Origin of the sequence: Novosphingobium sp. AAP93, from assembly GCF_001296055.1 — a bacterium.
Lineage (GTDB): Bacteria > Pseudomonadota > Alphaproteobacteria > Sphingomonadales > Sphingomonadaceae > Novosphingobium.
Window position 1 is genome coordinate 1 of sequence record NZ_LJHZ01000072.1, and the last position, 15,349, is coordinate 15,349.

Genomic DNA, 15,349 nt, shown 5'->3' on the forward strand with positions numbered 1-15,349 from the left:
CGAGCGAAGTCGAGACACCGTCCGCCGCGCCCGGTGTCTCGACTTCGCTCGACACGACCGGGAGGAGGCGAAAAACTCACCGCAGGCCGAGGCCCTTGGCAATGATCCCGCGCAGCACTTCGGGCGTGCCGCCGCGGAGCGAGAAGCTCGGGCTCGCGACGAGGATCCACGAAAGCAGGCGCGAAAGGTCGCTCTTGCCCGCAAGGTCCGCGTCCACCGCCGCCTGCACCGCGCGCGGCAGGGCCTGTTCGTAGGCGTTGCCGAGGTCCTTGACGATGGCGGCCTCGACCACCGGGTCCTCGCCCGCCGCCAGCTTGGCGATGGTCGACATCGACATCTGCCGCAGCGTCCACATCTCTGCGGTGAGGCGGCCGATCAGCTGCGCGGTGGGGGCGTCCGGCTCCGGCCCCATCGCATCGATCAGGGCCACCAGCAGCATGTGGCTGGAGAGGTAGCGCTCCGGCCCCGAACGTTCGAGCGCGAGTTCGGCGACGACCTGCTTCCAGCCCTGCCCTTCCACGCCGACAAGCGCGTCGTGCGGCAGGAGCACGTCCTCGAACCAGATCTCGTTGAAGTGGTGCGTGCCCGTCATGTCGATGATCGGGCGGATGGTGATCCCCGGCGTATCGAGGTCGATCATCATCTGCGACAGGCCGGTGTGGCGCTCGCTGCCTTCCTCGGTGCGCAGCAGAGTGAGCGCGGCGTGGCTCTTGTGCGCGCCGCTCGTCCACACCTTCTGACCGTTGATGCGCCAGCCTTCATTGGTCTTCTTCGCCGAGGTGCGCACGCTCGCGAGGTCCGATCCCGAGCCGGGTTCGGACAGGCCGATGCAGGCGTAGATCTCGCCGCGGGCCATGCCGGGGAGGTACTTCTCGCGCTGCGCCTCAGTGCCGTAGCGCAGCAGGAGCGGGCCGGTCTGACGGTCGGCGATCCAGTGGAGGCCAGCGGGGGCGCCGAGCGCGAGCAGCTCTTCCAGCACGACATAGCGTTCGAGCAGGGTGCGCTCGTGCCCGCCATATTGCTTGGGCCAGGTCATCCCGAGCAGCCCGGCCTGGCCGAGGGCCTTGGAAAACTCCTCATCGAAGCTGAACCAGCAATTGGCGCGCAGTTCGATCGGCCAGCGGGCTTCATGGCTAGCCACAAGGTCGCGAACCTGTTGGCGCAGGGCGGGAATATCGCCTTCGGGGCGAAACGGATGGAGCGGGAATATTTGCATCGGCGGCATCCCTATGGCAGCGCGCGGGCCATCGCAATCGCAAGATTGCTAGTGGAGACGTCCGGAAGGGCAAAAGGGAGAGTAGCCAAGATGACCACCCCGTTCCTGCACGAAGAGCGCCGCGGGCGCGTTGCGATCCTCACCATGGATCGGCCTGAATCGATGAACGCCATCGGCACGCTGGAAGATTGCGACAATATCGTCGACACGTTCTTCCGCCTCTCCAACGACCGCTCGGTGAGCGCCATCGTGCTGACGGGTGCGGGCCGCGCCTTCTGCACCGGCGGCAACATCAAGGGCATCCGCGACCGCAAGGGCATCGGCCCGCTCGACCAGCCCGATTCGACCGCCGCGAACTACCGCCGCGGCGTGCAGCGCGCGACCCGCGCGATGCTCGATTGCGAAGTGCCGATGATCGCGGCGATCAACGGCCATGCCATCGGCCTCGGCCTTGACCTCGCCTGCGTGTGCGATCTGCGCGTCGCGGCGGACAGTGCCAAGATGGCGGCGAGCTTCATCAAGGTCGGCATCATCCCCGGCGATGGCGGCGCGTGGACGCTGCAGAAGATCATCGGCTATTCGAAGGCGGCGGAACTGTTCCTGACCGGCCGGACGTTTGACGCGGCCTATGCGCAGTCCATCGGGCTTGTCGGCGATGTGGTGCCGGCGGAGCAGCTGATGGAAAAGGCCGTCGCCCTCGCGGAGGAAATCGCCGCAAACAGCCCCCGCGCGCTGCGCCTGACCAAGCGCCTGCTGCGCGAGGCCCAGCATGGCCGCGCGGGCGACGTGCTCGAGCTTTCGGCGGCGTTCCAGGCGATCGTGCACGAGACGGCGGACCACAAGGAAGCCGTCAACGCGATCCTCGAAAAGCGCGCGCCGGTGTTTACGGGGGATTGAGGCGGGGTGCTGCCAATTTCCCCCACATACCCGCTCACCCTGAGCTTGTCGAAGGGTGTGGCCGCACACGCCGCGCCAGCATGCTTCGACAAGCTCAGCATGAGCGGGAATTGGGTATGGGGTGAGGTTGGGACCTGGAAGTTGCACGTATGACCCCCGAGGCCGCCTTCATCGCTGCGCTGCGGGGGCTTGCCTCGCACCCGGCGGCACGCGGCCTTGTCGATGACTGCGCGGTGCTGGAAGTGGGGGGCGAGACGCTCATCCTCACCCACGACATGATGGTCGAGGGCGTCCACTGGCTGGCAGGGCAGGACCCGGCGGACGTGGCGTGGAAGCTTCTCGCCACCAACCTGTCCGACCTTGCGGCCAAGGGCGCCGAGCCCATCGGTGTGCTGCTGGGCTACAGCCTTGCCGAGGACAACACCCGCTTTGCGGAAGGGCTGGGCGAGGCACTGGCGCACTTCGCTGTGCCACTGCTTGGCGGCGACACCGTCAGCAACCCAGGCGCACAGACCTTGGGCCTTACCGCGCTGGGCCGCGCTACCTGCCGGCCGGTGCCGAGCCGCAGCGGCGCCAGGCCCGGCGACTCTGTTTGGATCACCGGCCCCGTCGGCGCCGCGATGCTGGGTTTCGAGGCCCTCAGCGCTGGTAACACTGCTACCGACACATCTGCTTACCGCCGCCCTGTCCCGCGCCTTGCCGAAGGCCGCGCCTTGGCGCCGCTCGTCACCGCGATGATGGATGTTTCGGACGGGCTTCTGCTCGATGCATCGCGCATGGCTGCGGCCAGCGGCGCCACGGTCTCGCTCGATCATGCGCTGATCCCCTTCCCCGCCGGGCTCCCACCGCAGCGCGCGCGGGACGCGATGGCTTGGGGTGATGACTACGAATTGCTGTTTACGCTTCCGCCGGATGCCAGCCCGCCCTGCCCTGCCCACCGCATCGGCAGCGTGCTTCCGGCAGGCCCTGCCCCACTTCTTCTTGGGGGCGCACCACTTTCCGGCCAACTTGGCTACGAACATGGCTGAATTTTCACACGCAAAGGCTTGCCGTGCGAAAATTATGCACTAGCCTCCCGCCTCGACCCGCGAACGACGGGTACCGGTAAAAATGCCGGTGAAAATAAGGGGGTGTCTGACGTGAGTTTGACCATACTAGCCATAATCCTCGGGCTCGTGGCCGTCGTGTACGGCTTCGTGACCAGCCAGCAGGTGCTCGGTGCGCCCGCAGGCAATGCCCGCATGCAGGAAATCGCCGCCGCCATCCAGGAAGGCGCGCAGGCCTACCTCAAGCGCCAGTATACCACGATTGCCATTGTCGGCGTCGTGGTCGCCGTGATCGTCGCGGCGGCGCTCGGCACCGTTTCGGCCATCGGCTTCGTCATCGGCGCGGTGCTGTCGGGCGTTGCAGGCTTCATCGGCATGAACGTCTCGGTGCGTTCGAACGTGCGGACCGCCGCTGCGGCGCAGTCGGGCCTGCAGGCCGGCCTGACGCTGGCGTTCCGCGCGGGCGCGATCACCGGCATGCTCGTGGCGGGCCTCGCGCTCCTCGCGATCGCGGTGTTCTTCCACTACCTGACCGCGATTGCGGGCGAGCCGGCCAACAGCCGCGTCGTCGTCACCGCGCTCACCGCGCTGGCGCTGGGCGCTTCGCTGGTGTCGATCTTCGCGCGTCTGGGTGGCGGCATCTTCACCAAGGCCGCCGACGTCGGCGCCGACCTCGTCGGCAAGGTCGAGGCCGGGATTCCGGAAGACGACCCACGCAACCCCGCCGTGATCGCCGACAACGTGGGCGACAACGTGGGTGACTGCGCGGGCATGGCCGCGGATCTGTTCGAGACCTACGTCGTCACCATCGGCGCGACCATGATCATGACCGCGCTGCTGGTGAAGAACGCCGCCAACCTCGATGCGCTGATGGCGATCCCGCTGCTGATCGGCGGCGTCTGCATCGTCACCTCGATCATCGGCACCTACTTCGTCCGCCTCGGAGCCACGAACAACATCATGGGCGCGATGTACAAGGGCTTCCTTGTCACCGCCGTGCTCTCGATCCCCGCAATCTGGTTTGCCATGAGCTATGCGCTCCATGGCGACATGGAAGCGGCCACAAGCTACTCGGCCTTCGGGCATGACTACAGCTTCAACGGGCGCATGCTGTTCTACGCGGGTCTCGTGGGCCTCGTCCTGACCGGCCTGATCATCTGGATCACCGAGTACTACACCGGCACGAACTACCGCCCGGTGAAGTCGATTGCCCAGGCCTCGGTCACCGGCCACGGCACCAACGTGATCCAGGGCCTCGCGATCTCGATGGAAGCCACCGCGCTTCCCGCGCTCGCAATCGTCGCCTCGATGATCATCACCTACAAGCTCGCCGGCCCGCTCGGCATTGCCTACGGCGCCACCGCCATGCTCGCACTTGCCGGCATGGTCGTCGCGCTCGATGCCTACGGCCCGGTCACCGACAACGCCGGCGGCATTGCCGAAATGGCGGGTCTCGACGACTCGGTCCGCGAGAAGACCGACGCGCTCGATGCGGTGGGCAACACCACGAAGGCCGTCACCAAGGGCTACGCGATCGGTTCGGCCGGCCTTGCCGCGCTCGTGCTGTTTGCCGCCTACACCACCGACTTGCGCGAGTTCTTCCCCGCGCTCCATGTCGATTTCAGCCTTGAGAACCCCTACGTGATCGTGGGCCTGCTGCTGGGCGCGCTGCTGCCCTACCTGTTCGGCGCCATGGGCATGACCGCGGTGGGCCGCGCGGCGGGCGACGTCGTCGTCGACGTGCGCAACCAGTTCCGCGAGAACCCGGGCATCATGGCCGGGACCAGCAAGCCCGACTACGCCCGCACGGTGGACCTCGTGACGAAGGCTGCGATCAAGGAAATGATCATTCCTTCGCTGCTGCCGGTCCTCGCGCCGATCGTGGTCTACTTCGTGATCACCTGGGTCGCGGGTGCGGAGAACGGCTTTGCCGCGCTCGGCGCGCTGCTGCTCGGGGTGATCGTCGGCGGCCTGTTCGTCGCGCTCTCGATGACCTCGGGCGGCGGCGCATGGGACAACGCCAAGAAGTATATCGAAGACGGCCACCACGGCGGCAAGGGCAGCGAAGCCCACAAGGCCGCGGTGACGGGCGACACCGTGGGCGATCCCTACAAGGACACCGCGGGCCCGGCCGTGAACCCGATGATCAAGATCACCAACATCGTCGCGCTGCTTCTGCTCGCGGCGCTGGCGGGGGGCCACTGATCCGCCGCTGATCTTCCGAACTTGCGAAAAGCCCCTCCCTCACCGGAGGGGCTTTTTTTGCGCCCGCGCGTATTGCCGCCATCGCTTGCCAGAGGCGCGGGGCAAAGCGCAGGTTATGGCCGGGATAATGTAAGGTATCATTGCTGGACGCTGACAACGGAGTACATTGCGGCATCCCGATTTAAAGGCCGAGGCCCATGTTCGATTTTCTCAGGAAGCAGTTCGTCGATGTCATCGAATGGCTGGAGCAGCCGGGCGATCTCGCCTGGCGCGTGCCGTTCGCCGATCACGAGATCCAGCACGGCGCGCAGCTGACCGTGCGCGAAGGCCAGATCGCGGCGTTCCTCAACGAAGGCACGCTGGCGGACTACTTCGGGCCGGGTCTGCATACGCTCGATACGGCCAACCTGCCGCTGCTCACCAATCTGATGAACTGGGACAAGGGCTTCAAATCGCCATTCAAGTCCGATGTCGTGTTCTTTTCGCTCAAGGAGCAGGCGGGCCTCAAGTGGGGCACGGCGCAGCCGATCACCGTGCGCGATGTGGAGCTGGGCGCGCTGCGGCTGCGCGCGTTTGGCTCGTATTCGTTCAAGCTGAACGAAGTCGCGCCCTTCGTCTCGCGCGTGCTCGGCACCCTTCCGGGCGTGACTGCCGCATCGCTCGAGCCGCAGCTGCGCGCCGCAATCCAGACCGCCATCGCCACTGCGCTGGGGAGCAGCGGCGTGCCGTTCCTTGATCTCGCGGCGAACCAGCAGGCGCTCTCGGACCGCATCAAGCTGGAGGTCGACAAGGCCTTCGCGCAGTGGGGGCTTTCGTGCCTGTCGTTCTATGTCGAGAGCATCTCGCTGCCCGACGAGGTGCAGGCGCATCTCGACAAGGCGAGCTCGATGCGCGTGCTGGGCGATCTGGGCAACTACACCCGCTTTCAGGCCGCCGAAGCGCTCGGAGACGCGGCGAGCAACGATGGCGGCATGGCCGGGATCGGCGCCGGGATGGCAGCGGCCACCGCGCTCGGCGGCGCGATGGCTCAGGGGCTTGGCGCTGCAGCCGCGCCTGCCGAAGACCCCATCGCGGTGATCGAGAAGCTGCACAAGCTCGTCACCATCGGCGCGCTGAGCCAGGCCGAGTTCGACGCCAAGAAGGCCGAATTGCTCGGCCGGATCCGCTAGGGCTGCAAGGTCCGGGGGGATGGCAGACCTGACGTGTCCTTCCTGCGGGGCGGCGCTGCCTGTGCGCGATCCCGGCTTGCCGTACTCGACCTGCGCCTATTGCCAGACACTGGTGCGGCGCGGCGAGGCGGGGAGCCTGGAGGCGGTCGGCACCGTGGCCGTGCTGCCGGCCGATGTCTCGCCGATCCAGATCGGCACCGTGGTGAACCGCGATGGCATAGCGGCCACCGTCGTCGGGCGCGTGCGCTGGGGCTGGACGGACGGATCGTGGAACGAATGGTTCCTCCGCGCCGCCGACGGCCGCGCGTTCTGGCTGGGCGAGGCGATGGGCATGTACATGCTCACCAGCGAATATCCGCGCGTGCTGGGCGTGCCGGCGATTTTCAACTTCGTCCAAGGCAACCCGATGGCGCGGGACTGCACGGTGAAGGCGGACGGCAAGTGGCTGACCGCGACCGACATCAAGGAAGCCACCTGCCTCGGCAGCGAGGGGGATCTACCCTTCCCCACCCTGCCCGGCTGGACCATGACCAACGTCGACTTCCGCAATGCCGCGGGTGATGCGCTCTCGGTCCAGCGCGATGCGGACGGCACCACGGCATGGCTCGGCGTGTGGAGCGATCTCGCGGGCCTGAAACCCGCCAACTTGCGCCAGATCGAAGGCTGGAGCATCCCGAGGGCACTGGCGTGACCCAGGCGCGCGCGATCACTTGCCCTTCCTGCGGCGGTACCATCGAGATCCGCGCGGCGGGCTACACGGTCACGCTCGCCTGCCGCTACTGCGGTTCGCTGCTCGATGTGGCGCACGAGGACGTCCGCCTGATCACCGCCTATCGCCGCGCTGCGAAGAACTTCGCGATTCCGCCCGGCGCGCGCGGCACGCTGTTCGATGTGGAGTGGGAAGTGATCGGTGCGCTCCGCCGCCGCAGCGGGAGTGCCCTGTGGCAGGAGTTCCTGCTGTTCAATCCCTATTCCGGCTATCGCTGGCTGGTTGCCGCCGATGGCGAATGGCAGTTCGGCACGATGCTGCTCGACCGGCCCGAGGACGACCGGCTCGCGGTCTCATGGCGCGGCAGGTCCTTCGCGCTGGAGGACGATGCCGAGATCGAGACCACAACGGTCGTCGGCGAGTTCTACTGGCGCACCGCACGCGGCGACAAAGTGCAGGGCGCGACGTTTGCCAATGGCCGCGAGCAGCTTTCGCGCGAGACGTCCGCCGACGAGGTGACCTGGACCCAGCTGATCCCGATCACCGCCGAGTGGGTCGAAGAGGCCTTCACGGTCGAGCAGCGCCACATGCCGCGCGCGCCGCGACCTGACCTGACGGAGGGTTTTCGCAAGGCGCCCGGCATGGCCGAGGACGACCTTGGCAAGATGTTCCTCATCGCTCTCGCCTCGCTGGTGCTGATCCTGATGGTGCAGGTCTTCCTGAGCGGCCCGCGCGCATGCTCGGATGGCCGGGCGACGGTCGAGGTCGGGGCCGCAACGAGCACGCACCGCATCGGCACCATCGAAGTGCGCCGGCCATGGCAGCTCGTCACCACCGTGGTGGACAGCGACAGCTTCACCAATCGCTGGGTCGATCTCGACTACAGCCTCGTAAACCGGCAGACGCAGCAATCGATCGATGCCTACGGGATCGTCGAATTCTACACCGGAACCGACAGCGACGGGCCGTGGAGCGAGGGCAGCCATCACGCGGAAACGCTGATCTCGCAGGTGCCGCGCGGCACGTACGATGTCTATGTCGATGCAGGCGCGCACGGCTGGCCCAGCGATCCGACACCGGGGTCGATCAATCCGGCCAACCCCTGGGGTCGGGGCGAAACGGTGGCGCTGTGGTTCAATTCCTGCACCGGTGGCTTTTCGTGGGGCATGTTCTGGCTGATGGCGGCGCTGTTGTGCAGCGTGCCCGGCGTGATTTTCTGGTGGAGGCATGACAGCTGACATGAGCAAGCGCCTGTTCCTCTTCACCGCCTGGTGTGCGCTGCTGGTGATGACCTCGGCCATCAGCACGTGGTTCGCCTGGACGCCGTTTTCCGACGAGGAGCGCTCGAGCTCTTCGTCCGGTTCCTATCGCGGCCCCACCCACAAATGACCGCCCCCTCTATCCTGCAGGAGCACTGCCCATGATCAGCCTCGACGTCTTCCTCGCCACGGTGCTTTACGCAGCGCTGGGCATCGTCATCTTCATCGTCAGCTTCGTGCTGGTCGACAAGCTGACCCCGGGCCAGCTCTGGCGCGAGATCATCGAGCGCAAGAACGTCGCGGTGGCGCTGCTCGCGGGTGCGGTCGCCATCGGCATTTCCAACATCATCGCCGCCGCCGTGCATGGCTGAAGTGGAAGCCCCGGCTGGCGGGGCCGAGGACGGCACGGGAGAGGAGCGGGCGCCCGCCTCGCTGGCCGTGATCCTGCTCGTCTCGGTGCTGGTCGTCGCCACCTGCGGGCTGGTCTACGAGCTGCTGGCCGGGACGCTCGCGAGCTACCTCCTTGGCGACAGCGTCACCCAGTTCTCAACCGTCATCGGCACCTACCTCTTCGCGATGGGCGTGGGCAGCTACCTCTCGCGCCACGTGCGCAGCAACGAGATGGGCGTGTTCGTGCGGGTGGAAATCCTGATCGCGGCGCTGGGCGGCTGGTCAGCGGCAGGGCTGTTCCTGCTGTTCCCGGTGGTGGAGGATTTCCGCATCGCGCTCTATGGGCTGGTGGTCGCCATCGGCGTGCTCGTCGGGCTCGAGATTCCGCTGCTCATCCGCATCCTGCGCTACCGCTTCGCCTTCCGCGATCTCGTCTCCAATGTGCTGACCTATGACTACATCGGCGCGCTGATCGCCTCGCTGCTGTTCCCACTCGTGCTGGTGCCGCGCCTTGGCATGATCCGCACCGGGTTCGTGTTCGGGCTTGCCAATGTCGGCGTCGCCATCGCGCTGCTCGTGGTGCTGCGCGGGCGCCAGAGGGTGGGAGGCGATCTGCTGGCCGCACTTGTCGTGCTCGCCTCGCTGCTCGCGGGCCTTGCCGGGGCGGACCACATCCAGCGCTGGTCCGAAGTCGCCTTCTATGGCGAGCCGGTGATCTATGCGCGCTCCACGCCCTACCAGCGCATCGTCATCACCCGGCGCGGCGAGGACTTGCGCCTCTATCTCAACGGCAACCTCCAGTTCTCCACCCGCGACGAATACCGCTATCACGAAGCGCTGGTCTGGCCGGTGCTCGGCCGCGTCGCCAACCCGCGCGAGGTGCTGATTCTGGGCGGCGGCGACGGGCTGGCCGCGCGGGAGGTGCTCAAGGACCCGCGCGTCGGCCATGTCACGCTCGTCGATCTCGATCCGGAAATGACGCACCTGTTCCGAGACGAGCCGTCGCTGGCGCGGCTCAACGGCGGTTCGCTCGACTCGCCGCGCATGCAGGTGATCAACGGCGATGCCTTCCGCTGGGTGCGACAGGCGCGCGGGCACTATGACGCGATCCTGATCGACTTTCCCGATCCCACCGAGTTCTCGCTCGGCAAGCTCTATACCGAGAGCTTCTACCGCGAAGTGGCGCGCCTGCTCGGTCCCGCCGGCGTGCTGACGGTGCAGAGCACGTCCCCGCTGGTCGCCCCGCGCTCGTACTGGACCGTGGCGAGCACGCTGGAGGCCGCCGGGCTCAAGGCGCGCGGCTATCACGCCTATGTGCCGAGCTTCGGCGAATGGGGCTTCACGATGGCCGCGCACCAGCCCCCCGGCGATGCCGTGCGCCTGCCGGCGGGCCTGCGTTTCCTCACCCAGGCGAGCGAGCGCGCGATGTTCGATTTTCCGCCCGACATGGCCCGCCGCCCGACTCCGGTGAACCGGCTCGACAACCAGGCGTTGGTGCGCAGCTTCGCCGAGGAATGGGGCCGCTACGATGGCTGAGCCGACCCGGCGGCAGGTGCTCAAGGGCGCGGCGGCGGGCGCTGGTGCGCTGGCACTGCCGGCCTGCACCCCGACCACCTTTCCCGGCACGCTTGGCGGCGCAGACTGGCAGCGCGGGCACCGGGTGCGCGACGGCGGGTTTCCGGCGCCGCAGGGGCAGGCGGAGGATGCGGCCATCGTGATCGCGGGCGGCGGCGCGGCGGGGCTTGCGGCCGCATGGCGGCTCAAGGACGCGGGTTACAGCGATTTCGTGCTGCTGGAACTGGAAGACACGGTCGGCGGCAATGCGCGCTCGGGCCGCAATGCCGTCAGCGCCTATCCGCTCGGCGCGCATTACCTGCCGGTTCCCAACCGCGAGGCGCACGCGCTGCGGCACATGCTGCAGGGCTTCGGGATGATCGTGGGCGCAGCGGACGGCGCGCCGGTCTATGATCCCTACCAGCTCTGCGCGGATCTCGAGGAGCGCCTGCTGTGGCGCGGCAGCTGGCAGGAAGGGCTCTATCCGGCAAGCGGCCTGACCGCCGATGACATCGCGCAACGCGACCGGTTCTACCGCGAGATGGCCGATTTCCGGCAGGGGGTTGGCTCCGACGGCAAGCCCGCCTTCGCCATCCCCCGCGCCTATTCGAGCAACGATCCGCGCTTCACTTCGCTCGACGGCATGACCTTCGCGCACTGGCTCGATGGGCGCGGCTTCACCTCCCCCGTGCTGCGCGCCTATCTGCGCTATTGCTGCCGCGACGATTACGGCACCGAGCCGGAGCGCATCTCGGCATGGGCCGGGGTGCACTACTTCGCCGGACGGCGCGGCTGGGCGGCGGGCGGCGACGGGGACCGCGAACTGACCTGGCCCGAAGGCAACGGCCGCCTTGTCAGCCTGATGGGCAAGGCCGTCGCGCCCCATATCCGCTCCGGCCAGAGCGTGTTCTCGGTGGTGCGCGAAGGCGATAGCGGCGCGCTCGTCACCGCGTTCGACCATGCCGCCGGGGTGAGCCGCCAATGGCGCGCGCGCACGGTGATCATGGCGATGCCGCACTTCGTCGCCGCCCGCGTCGCGCCTGCGGAAATGGTCAAGGGCGCGCTGCGCTATGCTCCCTGGGTCGTCGCCAATGTCACGGTCAACCGCCAGCCGCGCGGGCGGGGATCGGCGCTGGCGTGGGACAACGTCTCCACCGGCAGCGACAGCCTCGGCTATGTCGTCGCCACGCACCAGAGCGGGAGCGCGGGCGACGGGCCGACGGTGCTCACATGGTACATGGCGCTTTCCCGCGAGGAACCCGCGCAGGCCCGCAAGCTCTTGGCCACGCGCCCGCTTGCCGAATGGCAGCGGATCGTGGCGGACGACCTTCTTGCGATGAACCCCGATCTTGCTGGCGCCATCGAGCGCATCGACGTCTGGCGCTGGGGCCATGCGATGGCGAGCCCTGCCCCCGGGTTCCTGAGCGATCCGGCGCGTCTTGCCGCCATCGCGGCAAAGCCACCGGTGCTCTTCGCGCATTCCGATCTCTCGGGCCTCTCGCTGTTCGAGGAAGCGCATTATCGCGGCGTGGTGGCGGCGGAAGCGGCACTAGCGCACCTCGGCCATCCCTTCGAATGCCTTGGCGCATGACGCATCTTCCCGGCACCAGCGTGCACCTGATCGCCGACCTCGAAGGCGGCACCGGTTACGACGATCCGGTCCGCATCGAAGCCGCACTGCGCGAAGCCGCCGCCGCCGCACGCGCGCGTGTCCTCAGCATCCATGTCCACGGCTTCGGCGAGGGGCTGGGTGTTACCGGCGTGGCGCTGCTGGCCGAATCCCATATCTCGATCCACACTTGGCCCGAACATGACGTCGCCGCGGTCGATCTCTTCGTCTGCGGGCAGGATGTCGATGCGGAGGCTGGCCTCGCGGCGATGGTGGCCCTGTTCGGCGCGCGGGTTACCAGCCGGACCGCCCTTCCCCGCCTCGCGCCCTGATTGGCCTGTGCGGTCAACTCATTGGCCGTCGCGGCCAATGCTTTGCCACTGCGTTGACGGTAACCCTTGGTATTGACCGGAGCTGCGCCGTGCGCGGTCCGTGGCAGCGTGGGAGAGAAACACAATGAGTAGCGGCACCCTGTTCCTGACCGATGAGCGTACCTTCTGGCACTGCACCGGGGTGCAGGCGCTGTTCTTCCCCATCGGCGACTGGGTCGAGCCGCCTTCGGGCAGCTACGGCGCGGATACGCCTGCCTCGAAGCGCCGCCTGCTCAATCTGGTGCGGGCCTCGGGGCTTGATCAGCACCTTAAAGTGCGCAGCGCCGCCCACGCCACGCGCGAGGATCTGCTGCGCATCCACCCCGCCAGCTATATCGACGAATTCAAGCGCGTGAGCGATGCGGGCGGCGGCGAGCTCGGCCTGTTCGCCCCCTTCAGCAAGGGCGGCTTCGAACTCGCGACGCTCTCCGCAGGGCTTGCCATCGAGGCGGTCGACGCCGTCGTCACCGGCCGCGCGCGCAACGCCTATGCGCTGTGCCGCCCGGCCGGGCACCACTGCCTCGCCGATCAGCCGATGGGCTTCTGCCTCCTTGCCAACATCCCCATCGCCATCGATGCGGCCAAGGCGAAGCATGGGCTCGGCAAGGTCGCGGTGGTCGATTGGGACGTGCACCACGGCAACGGCACGCAGAGCATCTTCTATGACCGCGCCGACGTGCTGACGATCTCGATCCACCAGGACCGCTGCTTCCCGCCAGGCTATACCGGCCACGAGGATCGCGGCGCAGGCGAAGGGCTCGGCTTCAATCTCAACGTGCCGCTTCCGGCCGGCAGCGGTCACGAGACCTACCTGCGCGCGCTCGACCGGGTGGTGATCCCGGCGCTGCAGCGCTACCAGCCCGATCTCATCGTCATCGCCAGCGGCCTTGATGCCAATGCCGCCGACCCGCTCGCGCGGCAGATGCTTCATTCGGAAAGCTACCGCGCGATGACCGAGCGCATGGTCAAGGTGGCCGAAGAACTGTGCGGCGGGCGCCTCGCGGTGGTGCACGAAGGCGGCTATTCGGAAGCCTATGTGCCGTTCTGCGGACACACCCTGATCGAAGCGCTGGCAGGCGTGCGCACCGAGGTGGTCGATCCCGAAATGGACTTCTTCGGCCCCCAGCAGCCCGATGACCGGATGCTGGCGTTCCACTTCCAGCTGATCGAGGAAATCCGCGAGGGCGCAGGGCTTTAAGCCGCATTCGCGCTGCGTTGAAGAAAGGGCTGGCCGCATGGCCGGCCCTTTTTTCGTGCCGACCTAAAATGGCAGTCCGGGCCAGTTTGTTGGCGGCTGGCGACGTTGCATCGCATGGCCTCCTTGGAGACATTCCACGCTGCAATCATGCCGCGCCGCCCCCCGGCGCGAGGCAGGCCAGAGTGGAGCAGGATGTGACCGAAGTAATGGAAAGACCGCAGCAGGACAGCACCGCCGCGACGCAGGATTTCGATGTCCTGATTGTCGGGGCCGGCATTTCCGGCATCGGCAGCGCCTATCACCTCAAGACGCAGAACCCGGACAAGAGCTTCGTGATCCTTGAAGCCAAGGACGATATCGGCGGCACCTGGCACACGCACAAGTACCCCGGCGTCCGCTCCGATTCAGACCTCTACACCTTCGGCTACCGCTTCAAGCCGTGGGTCGGCCCGCCGATCGCCACCGCCGAAGAAATCCGCAAGTACCTGCGCGACGTGCTCGCTGAAAACGACCTCGACAAGGCCATCCGCTTCGGCACGCTGATCACGCGCTGCTCGTGGTCGACTTCCGAGAAGCTGTGGACCGTGGAAACCCGCAAGGCTGATGGCTCGGCCGGGCCGACCTACCGCGCCAACTTCCTGTGGATGTGCCAGGGCTACTACGACCACCAGAACCCCTACCTGCCCGAATGGCCGGGCATGGGCGACTACAAGGGCCAGCTCATCCACGCGATGAAGTGGGACGACGAAGTCGACTATGCCGGCAAGGAAGTCGTTGTCATCGGCTCGGGTGCTACGGCAGCGACAGTCATCCCGGTGCTGGCCGACAAGGCCAAGCACGTCACCATGCTGCAGCGCTCGCCGACCTACTTCTACTGCTATCCCAACCGCAGCGATCTGGCTGACAAGCTGCGCGAGATCGGCGTCGACGAGGACACCGTTCACCGCGTCGTCCGCCTGGACTATCTGCACAACCTCAAGATGCTCGATCACCGCGCGCGGGCCGAGCCTGACCTCGTGTTCGAGGAACTGAAGGAACTGATCCGCCAGTATGCCGGTCCCGACTTCCAGTTCGAGCCACACTTCACGCCGCGTTATCGGCCTTGGCAACAGCGCCTGGCTTTCATCCCCGATGGCGACATGTTCGAGCGGATCCGCGACGGCAAGGTGAGCGCGATCACCGACACAATCGACCATTTCACGGCGGACGGCATCAAGCTCGGCTCGGGCGACGAGCTCAAGGCGGACATCGTCATGGCCGCGACCGGCTTCAAGCTGCTGATGATGGGCGGGATCACCTTCGAGGTCGACGGCAAGGAAGTCGACTGGTCGGAAAAGGCGACCTACCGCGGGATGATGTTCGAAGGCGTGCCGAACATGGTCTGGGTCTTCGGCTATTTCCGTGCCGCGTGGACCTTGCGCGTCGACCTGCTCGGCGATTTCGTCTGCCGCATGCTGAGCCACATGGACGCGAAGGGCGCGAAGGAAGTCAACATCGTGATCCCGCCGGCACTGGCGAACGAGCCGCTGCTACCGTGGATCGAGGACGACAACTTCAATCCCAGCTACCTGATGCGCGATATGGACAAGCTGCCCAAGCGCCTCGGCGAGCAGCCCGAATGGCGCCACACGCAGGACTACTGGCGCGAGGCGGAAGACATCCCGGCGGTCGATCTCGACGGCGCGGAGTTTGCCTATAGCTGAAGCAGCCTACCTGAAAATGTGGG

14 protein-coding genes are annotated in these 15,349 nt (G+C 67.0%); 13 read left to right on the top strand and 1 reads right to left on the bottom strand.

The window, feature by feature from the left end; all coding sequences use genetic code 11:
* Positions 1–76: 76 nt before the first annotated feature.
* Positions 77–1,216 carry an acyl-CoA dehydrogenase family protein gene (locus tag IP83_RS11550; protein ID WP_054122403.1) on the bottom strand — a complete coding sequence of 380 codons (1,140 nt, stop codon included), beginning with the start codon at positions 1,214–1,216 and terminating at the stop codon, positions 77–79.
* Positions 1,217–1,306: 90 nt separating this feature from the next.
* Here IP83_RS11550 and IP83_RS11555 point away from each other — a divergent pair, with 90 nt between their 5' ends.
* The 13 genes from IP83_RS11555 to IP83_RS11610 all read left to right on the top strand — a co-directional run bounded on the left by IP83_RS11555 (position 1,307) and on the right by IP83_RS11610 (position 15,326).
* Complete coding sequence (locus tag IP83_RS11555; protein WP_054122376.1) at positions 1,307–2,113, top strand: crotonase/enoyl-CoA hydratase family protein; 807 nt, start codon at positions 1,307–1,309, stop codon at positions 2,111–2,113.
* Positions 2,114–2,262: 149 nt separating this feature from the next.
* A complete protein-coding gene (thiL, locus tag IP83_RS11560; RefSeq protein ID WP_054122377.1) occupies positions 2,263–3,141 on the top strand; it encodes a thiamine-phosphate kinase in 879 nt (292 codons plus the stop codon).
* A 111-nt stretch (positions 3,142–3,252) separates the two neighbouring features.
* Entirely contained in the window at positions 3,253–5,364 is a 2,112-nt protein-coding gene (locus tag IP83_RS11565; protein ID WP_054122378.1) for a sodium-translocating pyrophosphatase, read from the top strand.
* Between the two features lie 197 nt (positions 5,365–5,561).
* Positions 5,562–6,533 (top strand): SPFH domain-containing protein, encoded by a 972-nt coding sequence (locus tag IP83_RS11570; protein WP_054122379.1) that lies wholly within the window; start codon positions 5,562–5,564, stop codon positions 6,531–6,533.
* Between the two features lie 19 nt (positions 6,534–6,552).
* Positions 6,553–7,224 carry a DUF4178 domain-containing protein gene (locus tag IP83_RS11575; protein ID WP_054122380.1) on the top strand — a complete coding sequence of 224 codons (672 nt, stop codon included), beginning with the start codon at positions 6,553–6,555 and terminating at the stop codon, positions 7,222–7,224.
* Positions 7,221–8,480, top strand: coding sequence for a DUF4178 domain-containing protein (locus IP83_RS11580; protein ID WP_054122381.1), 1,260 nt, complete (start codon positions 7,221–7,223; stop codon positions 8,478–8,480). Before IP83_RS11575 ends, IP83_RS11580 begins: the two co-directional genes overlap by 4 nt.
* Positions 8,470–8,631 carry a hypothetical protein gene (locus IP83_RS20240; protein ID WP_231625017.1) on the top strand — a complete coding sequence of 54 codons (162 nt, stop codon included), beginning with the start codon at positions 8,470–8,472 and terminating at the stop codon, positions 8,629–8,631. Before IP83_RS11580 ends, IP83_RS20240 begins: the two co-directional genes overlap by 11 nt.
* A 31-nt stretch (positions 8,632–8,662) precedes the next feature.
* Positions 8,663–8,872, top strand: a complete 210-nt coding sequence (locus IP83_RS11585) for a DUF350 domain-containing protein (RefSeq protein WP_054122382.1) — start codon at positions 8,663–8,665, stop codon at positions 8,870–8,872.
* Positions 8,865–10,427 (top strand): polyamine aminopropyltransferase, encoded by a 1,563-nt coding sequence (locus IP83_RS11590; protein ID WP_054122383.1) that lies wholly within the window; start codon positions 8,865–8,867, stop codon positions 10,425–10,427. Before IP83_RS11585 ends, IP83_RS11590 begins: the two co-directional genes overlap by 8 nt.
* Positions 10,420–12,036 carry an NAD(P)-binding protein gene (locus tag IP83_RS11595; RefSeq protein WP_054122384.1) on the top strand — a complete coding sequence of 539 codons (1,617 nt, stop codon included), beginning with the start codon at positions 10,420–10,422 and terminating at the stop codon, positions 12,034–12,036. The genes IP83_RS11590 and IP83_RS11595 overlap by 8 nt, the downstream gene beginning before the upstream one ends.
* Positions 12,033–12,386 (top strand): adenosylmethionine decarboxylase, encoded by a 354-nt coding sequence (speD, locus tag IP83_RS11600; protein ID WP_054122385.1) that lies wholly within the window; start codon positions 12,033–12,035, stop codon positions 12,384–12,386. The genes IP83_RS11595 and speD overlap by 4 nt, the downstream gene beginning before the upstream one ends.
* Before the next feature lie 124 nt (positions 12,387–12,510).
* Positions 12,511–13,623 carry a class II histone deacetylase gene (locus IP83_RS11605; RefSeq protein WP_054122386.1) on the top strand — a complete coding sequence of 371 codons (1,113 nt, stop codon included), beginning with the start codon at positions 12,511–12,513 and terminating at the stop codon, positions 13,621–13,623.
* 194 nt (positions 13,624–13,817) lie between these two features.
* Entirely contained in the window at positions 13,818–15,326 is a 1,509-nt protein-coding gene (locus IP83_RS11610) for an NAD(P)/FAD-dependent oxidoreductase (protein ID WP_231625018.1), read from the top strand.
* Positions 15,327–15,349 lie beyond the last annotated feature (23 nt).

What these genes read in the sequence shown, in the direction of transcription:
- IP83_RS11550 (WP_054122403.1), bottom strand. Translation starts at nt 1,216, where the DNA reads ATGCAAATATTCCCGCTCCATCCGTTTCGCCCCGAAGGCGATATTCCC.
- IP83_RS11555 (WP_054122376.1), top strand. Translation starts at nt 1,307, where the DNA reads ATGACCACCCCGTTCCTGCACGAAGAGCGCCGCGGGCGCGTTGCGATC.
- thiL (WP_054122377.1), top strand. Translation starts at nt 2,263, where the DNA reads ATGACCCCCGAGGCCGCCTTCATCGCTGCGCTGCGGGGGCTTGCCTCG.
- IP83_RS11570 (WP_054122379.1), top strand. Translation starts at nt 5,562, where the DNA reads ATGTTCGATTTTCTCAGGAAGCAGTTCGTCGATGTCATCGAATGGCTG.
- IP83_RS11575 (WP_054122380.1), top strand. Translation starts at nt 6,553, where the DNA reads ATGGCAGACCTGACGTGTCCTTCCTGCGGGGCGGCGCTGCCTGTGCGC.
- IP83_RS20240 (WP_231625017.1), top strand. Translation starts at nt 8,470, where the DNA reads ATGACAGCTGACATGAGCAAGCGCCTGTTCCTCTTCACCGCCTGGTGT.
- IP83_RS11585 (WP_054122382.1), top strand. Translation starts at nt 8,663, where the DNA reads ATGATCAGCCTCGACGTCTTCCTCGCCACGGTGCTTTACGCAGCGCTG.
- IP83_RS11590 (WP_054122383.1), top strand. Translation starts at nt 8,865, where the DNA reads ATGGCTGAAGTGGAAGCCCCGGCTGGCGGGGCCGAGGACGGCACGGGA.
- IP83_RS11595 (WP_054122384.1), top strand. Translation starts at nt 10,420, where the DNA reads ATGGCTGAGCCGACCCGGCGGCAGGTGCTCAAGGGCGCGGCGGCGGGC.
- speD (WP_054122385.1), top strand. Translation starts at nt 12,033, where the DNA reads ATGACGCATCTTCCCGGCACCAGCGTGCACCTGATCGCCGACCTCGAA.
- IP83_RS11605 (WP_054122386.1), top strand. Translation starts at nt 12,511, where the DNA reads ATGAGTAGCGGCACCCTGTTCCTGACCGATGAGCGTACCTTCTGGCAC.